General features: G+C 60.6%; 9 protein-coding genes. 7 read left to right on the top strand and 2 right to left on the bottom strand.

From position 1 onward, the window contains the following. Positions 1-461 precede the first annotated feature (461 nt). The 6 genes from B384_RS19755 to B384_RS0111200 are packed head-to-tail and all read left to right on the top strand — an operon-like array spanning position 462 to position 7,383. Positions 462-2,459 carry a WecB/TagA/CpsF family glycosyltransferase gene (locus tag B384_RS19755; protein ID WP_083850924.1) on the top strand — a complete coding sequence of 666 codons (1,998 nt, stop codon included), beginning with the start codon at positions 462-464 and terminating at the stop codon, positions 2,457-2,459. Continuing rightward, positions 2,456-3,400, top strand: coding sequence for an NAD-dependent epimerase/dehydratase family protein (locus B384_RS0111220; RefSeq protein WP_019483208.1), 945 nt, complete (start codon positions 2,456-2,458; stop codon positions 3,398-3,400). The genes B384_RS19755 and B384_RS0111220 overlap by 4 nt, the downstream gene beginning before the upstream one ends. 54 nt (positions 3,401-3,454) lie before the next feature. Then, positions 3,455-4,357: a glycosyltransferase family 2 protein gene (locus tag B384_RS18690; protein ID WP_019483207.1), complete on the top strand. Its 903-nt coding sequence runs from the start codon at positions 3,455-3,457 to the stop codon at positions 4,355-4,357. Continuing rightward, entirely contained in the window at positions 4,347-5,735 is a 1,389-nt protein-coding gene (locus B384_RS0111210; protein ID WP_019483206.1) for an O-antigen ligase family protein, read from the top strand. The genes B384_RS18690 and B384_RS0111210 overlap by 11 nt, the downstream gene beginning before the upstream one ends. Positions 5,736-5,738: 3 nt before the next feature. Next, positions 5,739-6,611 (top strand): glycosyltransferase family 2 protein, encoded by an 873-nt coding sequence (locus tag B384_RS0111205; RefSeq protein WP_019483205.1) that lies wholly within the window; start codon positions 5,739-5,741, stop codon positions 6,609-6,611. A 13-nt stretch (positions 6,612-6,624) separates the two neighbouring features. Further along, complete coding sequence (locus B384_RS0111200; protein ID WP_156809072.1) at positions 6,625-7,383, top strand: hypothetical protein; 759 nt, start codon at positions 6,625-6,627, stop codon at positions 7,381-7,383. 70 nt (positions 7,384-7,453) lie between these two features. Here the strand turns inward: B384_RS0111200 and B384_RS0111195 are convergent, their stop codons facing one another. Both B384_RS0111195 and B384_RS0111190 read right to left on the bottom strand, forming a co-directional pair. Then, the gene (locus B384_RS0111195) at positions 7,454-8,752 is read right to left on the bottom strand and encodes a lipopolysaccharide biosynthesis protein (protein ID WP_019483203.1); all 1,299 of its coding nucleotides are present in this window, start codon (positions 8,750-8,752) and stop codon (positions 7,454-7,456) included. Between the two features lie 97 nt (positions 8,753-8,849). Further along, the gene (locus tag B384_RS0111190; protein WP_192813089.1) at positions 8,850-9,764 is read right to left on the bottom strand and encodes a beta-1,6-N-acetylglucosaminyltransferase; all 915 of its coding nucleotides are present in this window, start codon (positions 9,762-9,764) and stop codon (positions 8,850-8,852) included. A gap of 524 nt (positions 9,765-10,288) precedes the next feature. Here B384_RS0111190 and B384_RS19750 point away from each other — a divergent pair. Then, positions 10,289-19,528 (top strand): malectin domain-containing carbohydrate-binding protein (locus tag B384_RS19750; RefSeq protein ID WP_050994965.1); only part of this gene is annotated, 9,240 nt, incomplete at its 3' end.

Below are 19,528 nucleotides of genomic sequence, written 5' to 3'. Positions count from 1 at the left end.
AGTCTCCGCGGGAACCTAATTTCCTGTCCGCGGCGACGCAATAGATCTGTTGGTGGGGAAATAAGACCGACGTCCGGGGCGCCAGGTGCCGTAAAAGGCAAAAGCTAGTTTCGGTCCCGCGAAATCTAATTGCTAAGAGAAAGAATTGCTCACCAGCAACGGGTATTCAATCGGTTGCCCCACCCGAAAGCCTGATATTCGTACTGGAGAGGCGGAACTGGATGCTCGGGTCGCACAAGCGTGTGCATGAGTAGCAGTCGCCCAACTACTCGATTGAGCCGGCTTCCTACTTGCCTTCGATGAACTCCATAGATTTATTGATGGCGCCATGATTAGCATGGGCCATCAATTCCAAACATTTTCTTCCGACTCTGTGGTGCTCTAGCCGATTAATAGTCAAGGCAAGGGGTCTCTGGTTAAAGCCACCGAATTCGTGAGTCGATGTTGAGCTGGGGAGCATCATGAAAAAATCAGGGCCTTTGCAGGTCGACCGTCTAATTGTTCATCAGTTCGATCCGGCTAAGCCTTCTCCGGGCGGCATTGACACGTGCTTGCGGGGGATCTGCGCTTACGCCCCGGCGGACCAGGAGCTGGCGGTTGTTGGCGTCGATACCGGCGGCGGCGGATCAGGCCGGGTGCTGGGCACCTGGGAGGTGCATACCTTCAACGGTCGGTCGGTCTGGTTCCTTCCTGTCGCCCGGTTGGATCCGGGGGACCAGCGGAGAAGAGTCCCGCACTCGCTCCGTCTGATCGGTGGGCTGATGAGGTTTCGAAGCCGTTTGCCGGCAGCCGACCTTGTGCAGGCTCACCGGATGGACACGGCACTGGCCGTCTCCCGGCTGGTGGCCGCACCGTTGGTCTACTTCATCCACACGCAGGAGAATGGGCTCACCGGGGCTACCTCAGATTCCATCTGGCGCCGGGCGGCGGGGGTTCATCGCCGGCTGGAGGAGTCGGTTGTCACCCGTGCGGTGGATGTCGTGGTCTTCAACGAGGACTACGCACAAACTGTCGTGCAGTGGAACCAGGCAGCTCGTTTCTCCCCGACCTGGTATGACCCGAAGCTCATTCGCGGGAGGGGCAACGGCTCCGCCACGGGGCGTTCCCTGTGCTGGGTTGGTCGCCTCGAAACCCCCAAGGATCCGCTGCTAGCCCTGGACGTGATGGAAAGTCTCGCGGATGGCTATCCCGGCGATCACTGGAGTCTAGAGCTACTCGGTTCGGGAACGCTGCTGGACGCAGTCACCAGCCGTGCCGAAACCCTTTCCACTCGCAGTAACCTCACGATCTCGGTGCGTGGACGAGTTAACCCGCCTGAAGTAGCAGCGGCTATGGAGCGGTCCGATATTTTCCTCATGACCTCCCATCCGGGGTATGAGGGATACCCCCGGGTGCTGGTCGAGGCGATGGCCTCGGGACTAGCCGCAGTGGTCACTGACGGATCAGACACTGGATCATTGGTAGTTGACGGCGTGACGGGGTACGTGACCCCGCGGGATCCGCAACAGATCGCTGTTGCGGTGGACAAGGTTAAAGATATCCAGCCAGCGGCCGTCATCAAGGCTGTTGAGGCTCTAAGCGCACCAGCGGTAGTCCGTAATTTACTCTCATTCAGTGGCCCCCGGCCCGTAGCTATCGGCCAGGGGTCAGCCCGTGGCCGGAACAGGAAGCTGCGAGACACGGCACGCCAGGAGATTGCGCTTGAGCTGGACGGTGAGGGCGTCCGTCTGGGCAGATGGCGCCTGTTCAACGGCGACACGGTTCAGTTGCTGACCGAAATTGGGAGCCTGGTTGATTCGAAGCAACCACACCTGGTGGTCACCCCGAATGTGGACCAGGTGCTTGATCTGCAGGAGTCACCAGCACTGAGAAGAGCCTACGATGCAGCATCGTTGCGTTTGGTGGACGGTGCGCCACTGGTTGCAGTATTGCGTTTGCTTGGCGCCCGGGATATTCACCGCCACACCGGTGCGGATCTCCTGCCGCTGATGGCCGAACACTCCGCCGATACCGGCTGGAGAATCGCTATTCTGGGCGGCAACGGAGACGTGGGTCGACGGGCTGCCGCCACCCTGATGGACAGCTACCCCGGCAGCGTCGTCCACAGCATTCCCTTCCCCTACGTCAAAGACGTTTCGGAAACGGCCTCGAGCAATGCGGTGGACGCGCTCGCCGCATGGAAACCAGCTGTCGTTTTCATCTGTCTTGGCTCGCCTAAACAGGAGGCCTTCTTTTCCCACTGGCGGGCCNNCCCGCCAGCCGTCTATATCGGTGCTGGGGCCGCTGCGGACTTCGCCGCCGGGAGCAAACGGCGTGCACCTGCTGCCGTCCAAAACCTCGGCCTGGAGTGGACCTGGCGGCTAATCCAGGAGCCTCGTCGACTCGCAGGACGCTATCTCGTCAAGGGGCCGCGCTTCATCCGGCCAGCCATCAGTTCTCTTACGCGGAGGTTCGCATGAAAGCTCTCATCACCGGCGTGGCCGGTTTTATCGGCAGCAATTTGGCCCGCAACCTACTCAACGAAGGTCACCAGGTTGTTGGGATCGACACTCTCAGCGATTACTACGACGTCCGGATCAAAAAGGCCAATTTGGCCTCACTCCCGCCAGGGCTGGACTTCCGTGAGGATGACCTCAATACGGTCGATCTGGTTGAGTTGTTAGCCGGCGTTGACGTGGTGTTTCACCAGGCCGGACAACCGGGGGTTCGCAAATCCTGGGGTGCCGACTTTGGCATCTATGTCGAAGCCAATGTGTTGGCCACCCAACGCCTGCTCGAGGCAGCTAAGGACGCAACATCGCTGAGCCGATTCGTGTACGCCTCATCCTCGTCGGTCTACGGAAACGCCGAGCGGTTCCCCACCACTGAGGACGTCCGGCCGCAACCGATCAGCCCCTATGGGGTGACCAAACTAGCCGCTGAGCACATGTGTTCGCTGTATGCCGCCAACTTTGGTCTTCCGACGGTTTCGTTGCGGTACTTCACCGTCTATGGTCCCGGCCAGCGACCCGATATGGCTTTCACCAGGTTCACTCGGGCGGCGGTGCTGGGCGAACGGATCACAATCTTCGGATCAGGTGAACAGATCCGGGACTTCACCTATGTCGACGATGTCGTGAAGGCCAACGTGCTTGCCGGAACCACCCCCGATGTCCCCCCGGGGTCGGTCTTCAATGTGGCTGGCGGAAGCAACACCAGCGTGAACGATGTGTTGGGCTTGCTCGCCGAGATGGGGGACACCCCCCTCGACGTCGAATACATCGATGCCGTCGCTGGTGATGTCTGGCGTACGGGTGGTAGTACCGCCGCCATCGACCGGGCACTCGGCTGGAAAGCCGAGATTTCATTGACAGAAGGCCTGTCCCGGCATCTGGAGTGGGCACATGCGACGTTTCACTGATCCTACGGCGAACAGCGGAACACTGCCGAGTGTCGGCTTCAGACGGGACGACCGATGCCACGTCTGACCGTAATCATGCCGGCGCACAACGCTGAGGCCACGATCGTCCGTGCGGTGGGGTCCACTCTCTCCGATTTACCCGGTGACGCGGAACTGCATGTGCTCGACGACGCAAGCACTGACGGGACCTTGGACATCCTGGACAGGGTGGCATCTTCGGACAAGCGGCTGAGGGTGAGCGTTGCATCATCGAACCAAGGCGTAGCGAAAACCCTGAACGCTCTTCTTGCCACCGCAACTGGGGAGTACGTTGCTCGAATGGACGCGGATGACGTCGTCATCCCCGGGCGATTCAGAAGCGCGCTATCGGCACTGGAACACAACACTGCTGACGTCGTCTTTGGCGGCCTTGTCCACCTCGGGCCGGGACGGCGGTTACGTCCAGCAGCTCAGTTTCCTATCTCCCCGGTGGCTATGCCGTATTTCCTGCTGCTCATCAATCCAGTTACTCACTCGACAATGGTGGGTCGGCTCTCGGTCCTGGCTGAAACGGGCGGGTATCGGGAAGTACCTTCCGAGGATTACGACCTTTGGCTAAGGATGGCCGCGCGCGGGTACCGCCTTCGCCGTCTGGCGCGACCTGGTGTGATGTACCGGCACCATTTAGAGCAGGTCACTGCTGGAGCTGAGTGGATTGCGGCGGCCAGGAGTAACCCTGTTACTGCGCACGCTCACTCAAGACTGAGTCAAATGGTCCTTGGCGCTGACCATCAGGTCTTCGAGGAACTACGGCGTCCCGTCGTCACCGACAAGGAAGCTGAGAAGCTGCTTGGGTTTCTTGCCGACCTTCGAAAAAAGGCAGGCAGACTTACTCTTTGTGAACGGCTCGATCTTTCGCGGCTGTGCCGAAAGGTAGGGTCAGCTCGGCTTGGGCGGGAGGTTCACCATGTTGGCTGATTCCCTGTTGATACCACTGGCAATTGTGGGGACGGTCCTCATCCTGTCGCTACCGGTTCTGCCTGCTGGAAAGGTTCTGCTTTTCATTGTGGTCGGCCGGTCTCTCACAGAATTTGGCGCCGGGAGTGAACTGTCGACGGCATCGGCGGCTCTCTCAGCAGCCTTGGGCCTGCTGGCGATCATCGCCGCTTTCATGCCACGAGGAACGCGGATTCCACACCGTCTTCACTTACCCATTGCCCTGATTTTGCTGGTCCTGATCCTCGGGTCGGTGATCAGGCTCGTCGGCGGAGAGCCACCTCTTGGCGCTTTCCGCGAAGCCATCACCCTCGGCTCAATCCTCGCAGTTTTCGTTCTTGCATACTCGTTTGCTGCGCAGCACCTCGACAAGGCTCTGAAGTATCTTCTTTGGTGCTCGTTTCCCGCCGCAGTAATCTCGACGGTGGGATTCTTCGGAGGGGTTCCGGCCATGGCCGCTTCTGGCGACCGGATGAACGGAACGTTCAACCACGCCAACACGGCTGGAGCCTTTCTCGCTATTTCGGCTCTCCTAGCGTTGTGTCTGGCCCTCAACCTCCGGCGTCCGCGGCTCCTATGGATCGGTGCTGTGAGTGTCGCCGGCCTTATCGTCACCCAGAGCATCGGCGCGTGGATCGGGGTCATAGCGGCGTTGGCGGTCTTCGTCATCGCCACCTCTGCGCTTAGCGGTCTGCAAAAGGGCCTCCTGATGATTGCCAGCAGCGTTGGAGCACTAGCCGCTGTCACTTTTCTCGGACTACCTGATCGATTCAACGACTTCATTAATTTCAATTTCCAGGCCGCCCTCGACCAGGGGGTCACGACAAACAGCCTCGACTGGAGGCTTCTAAACTGGCACCTCCTGATCGAGGCGTGGCAGGAAAAGCCCTGGTTCGGTTACGGACTGGGAGCATCCTCGACCACCCTGATGCCGTTAGAGGCGCCGGCCCACAGTCTCCCGATCCAGCTCCTCGTGGAAACTGGAATCGTTGGCTGCTCACTGGTCGCGGTTACGTTTGCCATCGTCATCTTCTGGGTCCTCGGCGTCCTTAAGGAGGGAAGGTGGGAGGCTGCCCTCTTGTTGGCGCTCGCAACCTTCGTCCTGGTCAACGGATCAGAATCGAACCTCCTCGGCTATACTCCAGCGATGTATCTGATCGCACTCGCGTGCGGCGTACTTTGCGCCAGCATCCGATACAGTCGCCCACGGCATCTAGCGACTACACCCGAAAAAGTCTGGCGCCGGCCATGGGGCGTCGATAAGCCCCTTGCCGCCCATTCAAGCCAGCGGTCAGTGCCCTCAATCCACTTGATCACGGATCTCCCACCGCTACGGGTCACCCAACAAGGACAGGATTGATTGATGTCTGAATCTTCAATCACCTGTGTCATCCCGACTCATGCACGGGACGATCTGCTGGCGATCGCGCTCGCGTCGGTGGCTGTACAGACCTATCCGCCGGACGCTGTCGTGGTCGTCGACGACGTCGGCTCCCCGGACACCGACCGATTGGTCCGGTCATATGGGGAGAGGTTTTCGTACCTGAATGCCTCTGGAGGGGGGAACCCTGGCGCCTCCAGCTCGCGAAATGTCGGAGCCTCAAGGGCAGCTTCCACACATCTGGCCTTCCTGGACGACGACGACCGGTGGGAACCGGCCTTCCTGGCCGAGTGTCTGGCCGAAATGGAACGATCCGGGACAAGCCTGGTTGCCGCGTGGGGATCCCGCGAAGTGAACGGCAAGGTCTACCCCAAGTCGTTGTCAGTTGAGCCCGGGGTGACAAGCAACCAAGCCTTAGCCCACAACCCGGGGGTGACCGGAAGCAACTTCCTGATAAGCCGTTCGGTCTTCGACGAGCTCGGCGGCTTTGATACCGGTCTACCGGTGTACAACGACCTCGATTTCTTCGTTCGGTTCCTCCAAGCAGGCCATACCTATGGGGTGGTTGCCAAGCCCCTGGTGATTCAAACTGCTGACGGCGCCGGGCACCTGTCATCGCGGGGAGCGTCACGGGCGGCCGGGATCCAGAAGTACATTGCAAAACACCGGACGGAGGCAACCCGCAGTCAACTGCGGAGGCTCCGGCGGGACTTCCACCTCGCGCAACGGTACAAGGGGCAGCAACTGGCGAGATCAGGCGCCCACTTTGTGCTCATGTGGGCGAACTCAAGCCCCCGGCAGTTGGTCAGGGTGATACGCGAGAAATCAACCCGGAGGGCCAAGATCTACGCCTAATCGAAAGGTAGTCATGGCACCGTTACCTCTCGAGGTTCCCAGCTCGCCGCTACGAACGGTGCGCCCGGATCGAGTAACGATTCTTTGCTGCCTGATCGTTCTGGCGGTAGATGCGTTGCTGTTTCTGGCGTACGCCACCCACCTCCGCGCCGACGACGGCGGGGCTGTGGCCCTGTTTTCCAGTCAGCGATGGGACGGGGATACTGATCGATCAATTCCTGAACTGTTAGGGCACATCCAGCTTGCCCTCGCGGGCTTCTTCCTTCTCAGCCTGGTGGCGCTCCACCGACGCCGGTCCGGCCAACTTAGACCGTCGCTGGTCTATGCTGCGTGGACGGCGATCCTTGCGGCAATCACTCTTGATGACTTTTTGATGATTCACGAGCGCGTCGGAGGGTTCCTGGCCGATGCGCTCGGGCTCCCAGCGGTGGCCGGGTTGCGGCCGGTAGATCTGGGGGAGCTGCTGGTTTGGGGAGGTGTGGCAGTTCCGCTGGGCATTGCCCTCCTCCTTGCTCACCGGGTTGGGGCACCTGGGGCACGCGCCGGATCCAGGCTGTTCATGATCCTTGCCGGCATTCTGGTGCTCTTCGGCGTCGGGATCGACATGGTTCACGTCATGACAACCACCGTGTTTGACGCTCCAGTACGGCAGTTCCTCACCTTCCTGGAAACTGGCGGTGAGCTGGTCTCGATGTCGCTGATGCTTGTCTGCTCGATCCACCTACGACGGATCTACCCCACCTCGGTCACGGGGCAGCCACTTCCCGGCTGATCGGAGCTTGCGGGTCAGCTCGGAGCAAGCCGGGGCCTTCGAAGTTAGCAGGTCAGCCGAAGTTAGCCGGTCAACCTTGGCGGCCCGGGACGGCGTCGTGCGTAGTGCGGCCGATACCTGCCACCTCGGCGGCGCTGACGAGCGGCAGATCAGGATCCGCTGAACTCCTTGCACCCGTAGCCGGACTTACGGGTTTCGCCGTCAACAACCGAACCAGCAGCGCCACAACCTTCAAGACGTAGGCGACAAGAATCCCTCCCGCGGCTCCGGTTGCTTCCCAATACACCGCACCTACCCACACCGAAGCCAACGTGACAGCCGCAAAAATCACTCCGTTGCGGGCCACAAAATTCTGGTATCCCTGGGCCTGAAGCATGCCACCGAGAGGGGGCGCCAGCGAGAGGAAGGGGATAGCCAGGACGGCAAGGGCAAACGCCGGGGCAGCATCAGCGTAGGGGGCGCCGAACAGCAGGATCACAATGGGTTCGGCGAAATACGCCACGACCGCGAGTGGAATGACGCTCAAGCCAGCGGCCGCGCTGAGTTGCCAGCCCAAGCGTTTTACAGTGGCGAGCGACTCCCTGGCAGCATGCGGCAAAATTACAGCAACGGCTGCGCTCCCCACGAGCATCAGTGGGCGGGTGATCCTGAATGCGGCCGAGTACAGGCCAGCAGAAGCTACCGATGTGGTGCCAGCGACAATTGCCGCGTCCAGGGATCGTGAGGCGGCACTGAGATTAGCCACCATGTACGGCGTTAGTGACCGGTAAAGCACCCGAAACGGGGACCGTTCCCTTATGCCGCGCATCCGGGACCTGAGGACCACCAGGATGTGGGCCAGGCCCAGTAAACCGCTGATGAGCATACCGAGCGTGTAGGCGGCGAGGGGATCGACGTCGACCATGAACAGTCCGACGAAAATTGCCAGCGCGGCGCATCGCCGGAGCAGAACCGAGACAATGATCGGACGTTTGAGCTTGTCAGCGACAGGAACCGTCAGTCCCGCCTCAGTGAACTGGTCGAGGGCCAGCGCGATCGGTAGCAGGCACAACCATGAAGAGGCTCCTGTGGAAAGCCCGATGACCAGAATGGCAAGTGCGAACAAGATGCCTGCGATCAAATTGCCGCCGCAGCTCATGCGAAGTCCGGTTGCGACGTCGCCGTGGTCTCCCTTAGCCCTCGCGCGGGGGATGTAAGAGGACAAGCCCCAATCCGAGACGGTGAACAGGACTCCGCCGATGCCGAGGACGACGGCGATGAGCCCGAAAGTCTCGATACCCACCCAGCGGGCGAGGAGGACTACTGATACAGCCTGGACGCCGCTCGCGAAGACCCGGGTTGCCAGCATGACGAGGAATTGCAGTTTCATGAAGTGCTCCAGCCTTCAGCGTCGAACGGTCTATGGAAGAAACGTCTTTCGAAGCAACCGTGACGCCGTCGTCCGGGAACCAAGCCCTGTTCCTTCATTATGCAGAGTCCAGGGTCAATTTCCAGAGGTCACGCCGGATCTTTTTGGTGATCTTCGGTTTGACCACCTTTCGGGCAAAAAGGGCAAGAGCGACGCCATAGCCTCGCTGATTGACCATGAGGGAGGCCACCTTGAGATCCTTTATATGTCGCTTCCGGAGCACCTCGGGGCTGGCCCCCGAGGCATCGGTCCAGCTTGAGTACATGAGGCTCCGTTTGAGCTGATGGGTGAACGGAGAGTCTGCCAATAATGTGTGAAAGAAGAACTCATCGGGAATCCGGGTGAAACGGCAGTATCGGGTGAACGCTGGATCAGCATCAATCTCGTCGAGGATCCACGTCACTGCCTCCCCGGTCAGCATCCACCACTGACTCCCGCAATAAACCCGCCGTCCGTTTAATGCGCGCTCATGGTTGCGGGGGACACCGCACCTGTTGACGAGTCGGGGGAGAACGCTCATGAACTTGCGGTGCGGATCGTATTCCAGATGAAAACGGGTAAATCGGCTCGATGGTTTGGTCGCCGGATCCATCGGTAGGCAATTGATGAACTGTTGGTCATCCAGGGCGGCAAAGTAGTCATGAATCACCGATTGCTCCTGCACGGGGTAGGAATCGCCGCTGAGGAGGACCAGTCTGTCCTCCGCAGCGAAATCAGGACCGTTGACGGCGAAGCGCAAGAGGCTGAGACTGGCCTCCACCTGGGACCAACCGCCCCAGTTCACCCGAACGCGGAAGCGATCCGGGATGAACCGGACATTTCCGCTGGTTCCCGCTGCGGCACGAAACGGTGCGTCGTCGACTTTCTGGTCGATGTGGACGATCACCGTGCTGCCCTGATGCTCCAAAGCCGTCAGCAATTCCGCAAATTGAGCAGGGTTGTAGTGCGCCAACACTAGATAACGAATCGTCAAAGCCGGCCCTCCCATGTCAGCCAACCCGCGCGGCGAGACCATGGAGCAGATAACAGGCCTGGACAGACTTGCAAGGATTGGTTGTGATCCCTGAAGTCTAGGGATTGATCAGGGCTTGGGACTGCTAGTTACCTGCCCTGCGAAGGAAGTACCGTGTTCGGTCAACGAACAACACGTAGTCCGCCCCGATGATCCGGGCTAAAAAGCGCGCCATTAGAGTAGGCATCCCGAAAGGATCAACCGAACGACCGGCACTACAGGGTACTACGCGGTTCCGCCGCCTCGGTACCTATCCTTCACCGCCCTGGCACCCACATTGGCGGAAGCGGCTACCAGTCTTTTCTCAAACTATGGCGAAGCCGCGCAAACCCTTGGTAGACCTCAGTATGGGGCGATTCCGTGCTATGCCACGCCATTGCTGTGAATATAAGTCCGGCTTGAACTGGTGAACAACACCAGGCCGTTTAAAGGGGATAAACATGGCGGGTCGCCACGTAATAATTCAATCAGGATATTCCGATCGGGTGGCTAACCGTCGCTGGCGTGCAGTCCTTGGCGTCGTGGTTAGCTGCAGCCTGATCACCTCAACGTTCGCTGCACTGCCAGCTGCGGCCGAGCCCCTTCAAGAGCCGGCAAATGACGCCGAACCCGGCTGGCCTTCCCCCTGGTCGCCCTTGCCGATCGAAAAGATTGCAATTGAGTCGAATACCATCCAACTTGAATTCGACGGTGACCTGCCAGTACTCGACGGGCAAGCCGAGCCAGGTTCGGGATTCACCATGGTGCTTCCCTCCTCGGAGACGGAAGAGGAGCGGAGCTATGTTCCCGGCAATCTGAGCATGAAGGACGGAAATCTATACATTGCTGCGCTCGGTAGCGCGGCCGATGACTCGAACAACCTCGTCAATGCTCTGGGCGTCGGACTGAACCCGGGTGAAGAGACCATCAGGATCTCTACTGAAATGATTCTTCCAGAAACGCTTACCGAGACGCAGGACGCCGGGATCTGGTTGGGTGCAGATGAGGATAACCTCGTCCAACTGGTGCTCTCTGGGGCTGGGGCCGGGTCGGACCGCGCAGTGAAACTTGTCAGTGAAATCGACGGCGAGGAGACTTCCACGCCTGACTCCAGCACCACCGTGTCCGACGAAGCACTCACAGCGCCGGCCGACGACGCCGCGCCGCAAAAGCGGCTCCGCCTAACCCTTGATGTGGATACCAGTGCCCAATCACTCATGGGGGTTTACCAGATCGACAATTCCGATCCCGTGGCGGTGGGCAGGATCGAGCTTCCCCAGGAGTTCCTGAACGAACCAGCGGAAGTCCCAGGCTCACCCGTCTTTACCGGGATCCTCGCCTCCGATGGCGCAACCGCAACCACCCCGGGTATCACGGCATTTGCCGATTTCACCGTCGAGCAGCTCCCGGCTGAGGCCGCCCCCGGACCCGAGACCACGCTAGCGCCGGAACCATCGCCGGAACCTGAACCTGAACCTGAACCTGAACCGGAGCCGGCACCTGAACCTGAACCGTCAAGGACGCCGACCCCGGAACCCTCACCGACTCCCGAACCCTCACCGACTCCCGAACCCTCACCGACTCCCGAACCCTCGCCCTCGCCCGAGCGGGATCCCGAACCATCGCCCGAACCATCGCCAGAGCCAGAGCCAGAGCCAGAGCCAGAGCCGCAACCGGTACCTGAGCCAGCGCCCGCTCCCGAGGCGCCTGACCACGGAACTGCTGATCCAGCCAATCTGTCGGCGACGGTCCAGACAGTGGGAGTCGCGTTGGCCTGGAGCCCAGGCATGGACGCAATTGGCTACAACGTCTATCGCAGCGAGACGGCCGAATTCACAGACGATGCGGACCTCGTCAGCGGCGACACCCCCATCAACACACTGAGATTTATCGACGCGTCAGTGAGACCAGGTGCTACCTACCACTACCGGGTACAGGCTGTGGCGGAGGACTCAAGCGAATCCGGTCCGTCGAACGTCGTCGAGATCTTCATCCCAGAGCCCTCTGAGGGATGCACAGACGGTCTGTGGTCGATGCAGTACTTCGACGGCGTCTCTTTAGGCGGGTCGGCGATCGTTTCTGAATGCGTCGTCGGCATCGACTATCAGTTTGCGGATGGCAAAGGACCAACCGGTGTTGGCGGAACCGACTATTCGGGTCGCTGGGAGAGGACCATCGAAGGTGGGGGAGATTATCTGGTTTCTGCGGCAGCCGATGATGGCGTCCGGGTCCTGGTTGACGGTGCGACAGTCCTTGATCACTGGGATTCCCCTGGCCGCAGCGACTCGAAAACCGTATCGCTTGAGGCTGGTCCTCACACGGTAACCGTCGAGTACTTCCAGGCCTCTGGTCCGGCGTCGCTCGCGGTGTCGTTTGAGCAGATCGGGGAGGATACCGAATCGCCGGTCGCTCCCACCGATCTCACGGCGCGCCTCGACAAGGGCGAGGACGGAAACGCCGCTATCAAACTGCAATGGGAGGAAAGTCCGTCAGAAGACACTGCCGAGTACCAGATACTTCGCAGCACCCCGGCTGACGCTGAGGCAGAGACTGTCCTGACAGAACAGCCCGAAGGCACAGCGGAATTTATTGACTCCACAGCTGAAGAGGACACCACCTACACCTACTCGGTCGTAGCCGTTGACGACTCCGGCAACGAATCACTCCCGTCGAACGAAACCAGCATCATGCTGGCTGAGCCGTCCGACACGACGGCGCCTCCAGTCGTAACCGGGCTGACCGCCGCGGCGGGCGACACATCAGTGGCGCTCACGTGGGCGGCATCGTCTGCCACCGATCTGTCCGGGTATAGCGTGTACCGCTCTCTGCAGCCCAACGTCAGCGAGACCGGCGACCTTCTTACTGGGATAGGCACTGTGCCGGGTGCAACCTACACCGACGCGACGGCGGTCAACGGGACCACCTACTTCTACACCGTCACCGCGGTTGACACCTCAGGCAACGAATCGGCGATGTCTGCGGAGGTCCGCGCCGTACCTAACGTTCCGAACACCACAGTCCTGAAGGTCGACTTCACGACCGATACGAGCGGGCCCGCGACCGGCTACCGCGCCGACTGGGGGCAGGCCTTCGGCGCCCGGTCAAGTGCCGGACAGGGCGAAGGGGCAACCTACGGCTGGAAGACGGCTGACGGGAATCCGTTGAGCCTCGTAGGAAATGGCCGCGACCGGGGACGGGCCGGGATAGATCCGCGTCTCGACTCGATCATCCATATGCAATACGGGGACGATCCGGGAACGAAAGGGGTCAAAACCGAAGGTGTCTGGGAGGCACAGGTCCCCAACGGACTGTACAAGGTCACCGTCGGAGTCGGCGACATGAAGTTTGGAAGCGTGTACGACTCCCTGCACGCAATCAACATTGAAGCTGGCGTTGGAATTGAGTCCTTCCAGAGTACTGAGGCTGCCGAGTACGCAATAAAGACGACGACGGTCGGTGTGTGGGATGGTGCCCTGACGATCAATGCCACCGGGGGGAAGAACAGCAAGATTGCCTATATCGACATCGTCGGGATGGACCTGGCTCCACACGTGGACACCATGCGCCCGAACAACCGGGGCACGGGCCACAGTCCCAATGATGGGGTTTCCGCAACCATTCGGGTTCCCTACGCCGGGGTAGGCGTCGACCCGACATCGCTGCCCGGGAACGTTCATATCTATGAGGTTTCCTCGGGTGCGGAGGTGCCTTCCTCAACAGGAACATCAGGTGGCAACGATGTTATCGCGACTCAACCCGACAACGCGCTGAAACCCAACACCAACTACCGGTTCGTCGTCACCTCCGGGGTGAAAGACAATTACGGGGTGGCCTTCGCGCCGTTCACTTCAATCTTCACCACGGGAACCGATGTTATTGAAGCGTCGGATGACTTCACCCCGGTACGCGGAGTCGGCTTCGAGCGGGAAGAACAGCCGGTTGCGGAGGGCACCTACTGGTCCTCCATGACGTTCGGCCCGGACGGCAAAATGTATGCCGCGTCTATCGGCCAAGGCCTGTACCGGTTCACCGTCGGTCCTGACGGGTCACTCAGTAACAAAGAGGCCTTAGGTTATGGGGGCCGGGCCATCGTGGGCCTGGTCTTCGACAAGGCGTCTACGGCAAACAACCTCCGTGTCTGGATCACATCGACCACGGCAAACACCTTCAATGAAACGGGCGAATGGGTATCGAGTGTCAGTGTGCTGAGCGGGGCCCAGTTGCAGGTCGAGTCCCAGGTGTTCATCGGATTGCCACGCTCGCAGGCGGATCACCTCACCAACTCCATGGCATACGGCCCAGACGGGCGGTTGTACTTCCTGCAGGGCTCCAACCAGGCGGCGGGAGACCTCGACAATTCGTGGGGCCAACGCGGGGAGACACTCCTCACCGCGGCAACCCTGGTTTTTGATCCCAATCACTCAGCAGTGCAGCAGGCCGCGACCTCGGGTGAGCCCATTAACGTGAAGACCGCTGATGGCGGTACCTATAATCCCTACGCGCCCGGAGCCCCGCTGCAGATTTACGCCACGGGCATCCGTAATGCGTATGACCTGGTGTGGCACTCCAACGGTCACCTGTATGTGCCAACCAACGGCACCGCGGGTGGTGCGAACTCGCCAGGGGTGACGGCCAACTCCAACGGGACCTTCACACGGGTAGCTGCCACCGGTATCCCCGGCTACAGCTCGGTCAACGGTTTGGATGTGACGCAACAGTGCCAGCGCCGCAACTATCAGGGCGGCAGCGTTCCGGCCGTCGCCAATCACCCCACGCAGCAGGACTTCCTCTTCGATGTCGTAGCCGGCGGTTACTACGGACACCCGAACCCGGAACGCTGCGAATGGGTGCTGAACGAAGGCAACGATCCTGCGAAGCCCCCGCTGTATGCGGGGCAGGGCGGCAGCAAATATCCTTCCGGCGTAAAGGCCGACCCGAACTATCGCGGAGTGGCCTACAACTTCGAATACAACAAGTCACCCAACGGAGCAATCGAGTACAAGAGCGACACTTTTGGGGGTCAGCTCAAAGGCCGGTTGATCGTATCCCGGTTCTCCAACAACAATGATTTGATTTTCCTGCAGCCAGACACTGCCAGCGGAAAGATTCTGGGCGCCCAGACCTCGGTTGGGATCACCGGCGTCGCCGATTCGATGATCGGCAACGTATCGGAGTTTATCGATCCCCTGGAAGTTGTGGAGGACCCCAAGACAGGCAACCTCTACGTGAACCAGTACGATCGCGGCGGCAGCAACCAGAAGATGTTCCTGCTGCGGGTACCCGCAGCCCAGCAGGCGGCATCCGTGAAGGCATCAGTGCCCGAGGTCATCTTCTCGGCGGTGAAGAGCACCACAAGCTCCTCCAAGCCGGTAACTGTGACCAATTCCAGCACCAGCTCACTCACCCTGAGCGCCACCCTGGCTGGGGCGAATAGCGGCGAATTCACCTTTTCGGGGGGCAACGGTGTGAGCCTCGCAGCGGGTGCCTCCACCACCATTAACGTCACCTTCAAACCAGGCACCACCGTGGGGCAGCGCAGCGCGATCCTGCGACTGACCGGCGGTGACGGTATCGCCGTCGACGTCGGCCTCTATGGGCTGACGATGAACGGGATCGAGGGACTCAACGAGCCAACGCTAGCCAACGTTTTCGGCACCCTGGGTTACAAGGTTGATCCGGGCTGGCAGAACCTCGAGGCTGGAGTCCAGCCGTCCGCTAAAGGCGAGGAGGTGCTGGAGCCGCTCTTCGTCAAGGCCGGGCTGGCACCGGTGACGATGAAGCCTCTGGCACAGTACGCGCCGCGTGAAGACCTGCCCTACGGCTGGTACACCGGGAACGCAGCGACCGAGGAACGGCGCAAGCTGGGGTCCATCGCAATCGAGGGCTACCAGTCGTTGCTGCCCCCGACCAGCACCGGAACGGCTGAAACGTTCGATCCGGGAACTGATGCATTTGGCCTCTACTACTATTCGAACGCATTCCAGCGGTTCGGCTACACGGAGGACCGGCTGAATACCGGAATCGCCCACCGTGCCCGCATTTACCCGGCCAAGGACCGTCAAGGTGTTTCCCTGGCGAACAGCTATCTCATTACCTTCGAGGACGCATCCAACGGTGACTACCAGGACTACGTCTTTCTGGTGACCGGAGTGCGGCCTGCCGGAGATGTTCCGCCTGAGTCGCCTGGAGCGATCAGGGTGAACTTCTCGAACCTCGCTGGGACTCTCCCAGCGGGTTACGCACGGGACTTTGGACAGGCGTTCGGCGATCGCACCAGGAGCGACCAGCCAGGCGGGCTGAAGTACGGCTGGAAGAGCCAGGCCACCGAGAATCCCCTGGACATCTCCACTGGCGGAACCGAAGGTAACGGGCGCGACCGAACGTTCGCGCCCCAGTCCGATCAGCGGCTGCGCACCCTAATGCACATGCAATCCGGGGACATCACCAACTTCAACGGCGTATCGACCTACGCCTACTGGGAGATCGGTCTGGAGGACGGCGACTATGACGTCACCGTGGCGGTTGGGGATGCACTGGCCCAGACTGCGCCGGAAGCGCATTCAATCAACCTGGAGAGCCAAAGTGTCATCAACCGGTTTACCCCCAGTGGGACCTCAGGTTCAGCCACCCGGCACCGGACCGTTACAACACGTGTCACAGTGAACGATGGCTTCCTTACGGTGGATGCCAACGGTGGTACCAACACCAAGATTAACTACCTCGACATCGTTCCGGTTGAGGGCCCGATTACTGGGGATGATCCCACCGAGGGTGCCCAGGTAAAAGTCAACTTCCAAACGACGACGGCGCCGACTCCCGCAGGGTGGACGGCTGACACCGGAATAGCGTACTCGGCGACTCGCGGCTCCGGCTGGTCGGTCAATGGCACACCGTACGACGCCAGCGGCGGAACACGGTATCGGACGTCGCCTACGGCTGGCATCAACTATCCAGCGGGTGACCCGCTGCTCCAGACCAATATCCATATGGGACCGGCAGCCGCATTTCCCAGCAGTGTCTGGGAGTACAAAGTTCCCAATGGCACCTATCAGGTAGCAGGATCGGTGGGTGACGCCGGATATCTGGACTCGGTTCATGGTGTTTCGGTAGAGGGTCAGCCGCTCGTTGCATCGTTCGTGCCCACCGGCGCAACCCCATTCCAAACAGGAACGCGGGAAGTGACAGTCACCGACGGGGCCCTCACCCTCGCGTCAACAGGCACCAATACCAAGCTCAACTGGGTGTCGATTAAGGGGGACGCTCTCAGTGCCGTTCCGGACACGGCGCCGCAGGTGAAATACAATTTCCAGCCATCGTCGGTGCCCACACCGTCAGGCTGGGTGGCAGACACCGGGGGAGCGTTCGACCAGGACGCTCACGGTTGGTTCGTCAACGGACAACCCACCGACCGATTTACTTCGGCCCGGAACAGGGCCACCCCAACCACGGGCATCATCTATCCGGCGGATCCCACGCTGCAGTCCCTGGTGCAAATGCAGGACGCCTTTTCAACAGGAGTCTGGCAGCACGCCGTCGGCAACGGCACCTACCAGGTTTCCCTCGCGGTCGGCGATGCCAATTACCTCGACTCGACGCACGCGATCTCTGTTGAGGGCAAGCCCGTCTTCGCGCCGTATACCCCTACCGGATCTGCCCCGTTCAAAACGGGGACGATCACTGTGGAGGTCACCGATGGGATGCTAACCCTGGTTCCCACGGGCACCAACACGAAGATCAACTGGGTCAGTATCAAGGGAGTGAATCTCGCGGTACCTGACATTAGTGTCACTGCCAACGGCCTTGAGGTAGGGGCTCAATATTCGGGTGGTGTCGCAAAAGTGGCACTGGCCGCCGAAGCGTCTCCTGACGCTACCCTCACCTCGCTGACCTACTCAATCAACGGCGGTACGGCGGCGCCCTACACGGCACCGTTCACCTTCGATGAGGTAGGCAACTACACGCTCGATGTCGCCGCTACGGACTCCGCAAGTAGAACCTTCAAAAGAACCGTCAAATTTGAGGTCCTGGATGTGGGCGGCACCCTCACCCTTCGAAATGAGCAGGCAACGAGGACTGCGGGCCAACCTATCCCAGGGTTCTCCGAGGATTGGCTGGTCATGCATCGGCTGAACTCGGGGGTCACCACCCATAAGGTGGTCGACGAAGCGGCGGCAACTATCACGAACACGGGCACCAAGGACCTCAGGGTGTCTGACGCTACCCTGAGCGGCCTCAACGCGTCCCAGTTCGTGCTTATCGACCTGCCGGCCCGCCCCTTCGTCATCCCACCGGGCGGAACCCAGGCCTTCAAGGCCCGCTTCACTTCTGTCACAGGATTGTCGTCAGTGCGCACCGCGCAGGTCGAGTTGACCACGAGCGACCCAGCAAAGCCGATGACTACCATTCAGCTACGGGGCATCTATATGCCCAGCCCCGAAGGAAACAATGAACTGCCGTTGGCTGAGATCACCAAGGCTTTCGGTTGGACCACGAACCTTGGAACTCTGGGGAACGGTGCCGAAAACACCGGCTCGCCGCTCAACGGTGACGAAGTCCGGTCCAAGACCTGGAAACGGATGGATACTACGAAGCCCGTCACGGTGCGTCAGATAGCCGCGTTCCATGGCTGCTGCACGGCATCGGAAACCATCAATATTGCGGGAACAACCGCCTCACATCATCCTACCTACGGCCAGACCACCCTCCCGCTCAACAGTGCCTTGACCGGTGGAGCTCAGCTCTCGGCCAGCCCGACGGTCAACTTTCCACTGGTGGTCGGTGGTCAATCAACCCAGAACAACACGCACGTCCCAATCAAGACCTGGCCAGTCAAGGATCGGACGGGAGCTGCAGTTCCGGGCGCCTGGATCGTAGGGCACGACTATGTCACGGCCGCCAACCAGTGCGGCACGGGCGACGTGAACTGTGATTATCAGGACAACGTTTACCTGATGACCAATGCGACTCCAGCCGGAGCAACCGACACCACACCACCGGCGGCTCCCGCCGGACTGGCCGCGACGGTGTCCGGATCCACAGTCAATCTGAATTGGAACGACAACTCCGAACCCGATCTCGCGGGCTATTACCTGGAGCGGGGCACCAGTGCCTCCGGTCCATGGCAGCGGCTCACCAGCTCGCCGGTAACAACCTCCGCCTACGCTGACACCTCGGCGCCTGCAGGCGCCGTGTCCTACTACCGGGTCCTTGCAACGGATGCGGCAGCCAACCTTTCAGGTCCCTCAACGGTGGTGACAGCCACGCTGCCGCCGGAGGAGCAGGTGGGGGATGTGGTGCGGATTAATGCTGGTGGTTCTGCGGTGGTTGCTGGTGGGGTGCAGTGGCTGGCGGATGAGAAGTTTGCTGGTGGGAAGTCGTTCACTAACGCGAAGGTGACCCAGATTGCTGGGACCACGATGGATGACCTGTATTTCTCGGAGCGTAGTGCGGCGTCGTTTGGCTATAACGTGCCGCTGCCGGCCGGGGAGTACACGGTGAAGCTGCACTTCGCCGAGATTTGGCATGGTGCGAGCGGTGGTGGTCCGGGTGGTGCTGGTAAGCGGGTGTTCAGCGTCAATTTTGAGGGCGGTCCGGTGGAGATCGCAGGGCTTGACCTGAATGCTGTGGTGGCCCCGATGACGGCCCATGTGGTCTCGACGGTGGTCCCGGTAACGGATGGGAATCTTGACCTGGACTTCACCTCGACGGTGGATCAGGCGAAGATCTCAGCCATCGAAATCATCCCC

Origin of the sequence: Arthrobacter sp. TB 23 (assembly GCF_000294595.1) — a bacterium.
Classification (GTDB): Bacteria; Actinomycetota; Actinomycetes; order Actinomycetales; family Micrococcaceae; genus Arthrobacter_D.
Note: the sequence above shows the minus strand (reverse complement) of the source record. Positions and strands in the feature narration are given on the sequence as shown.

Excerpts from the sequence above, each read along its gene's own strand:
- B384_RS0111195 (WP_019483203.1), bottom strand. The coding sequence starts at position 8,752 with ATGAAACTGCAATTCCTCGTCATGCTGGCAACCCGGGTCTTCGCGAGC.
- B384_RS0111205 (WP_019483205.1), top strand. The coding sequence starts at position 5,739 with ATGTCTGAATCTTCAATCACCTGTGTCATCCCGACTCATGCACGGGAC.
- B384_RS18690 (WP_019483207.1), top strand. The coding sequence starts at position 3,455 with ATGCCACGTCTGACCGTAATCATGCCGGCGCACAACGCTGAGGCCACG.
- B384_RS0111210 (WP_019483206.1), top strand. The coding sequence starts at position 4,347 with ATGTTGGCTGATTCCCTGTTGATACCACTGGCAATTGTGGGGACGGTC.
- B384_RS0111200 (WP_156809072.1), top strand. The coding sequence starts at position 6,625 with ATGGCACCGTTACCTCTCGAGGTTCCCAGCTCGCCGCTACGAACGGTG.
- B384_RS0111220 (WP_019483208.1), top strand. The coding sequence starts at position 2,456 with ATGAAAGCTCTCATCACCGGCGTGGCCGGTTTTATCGGCAGCAATTTG.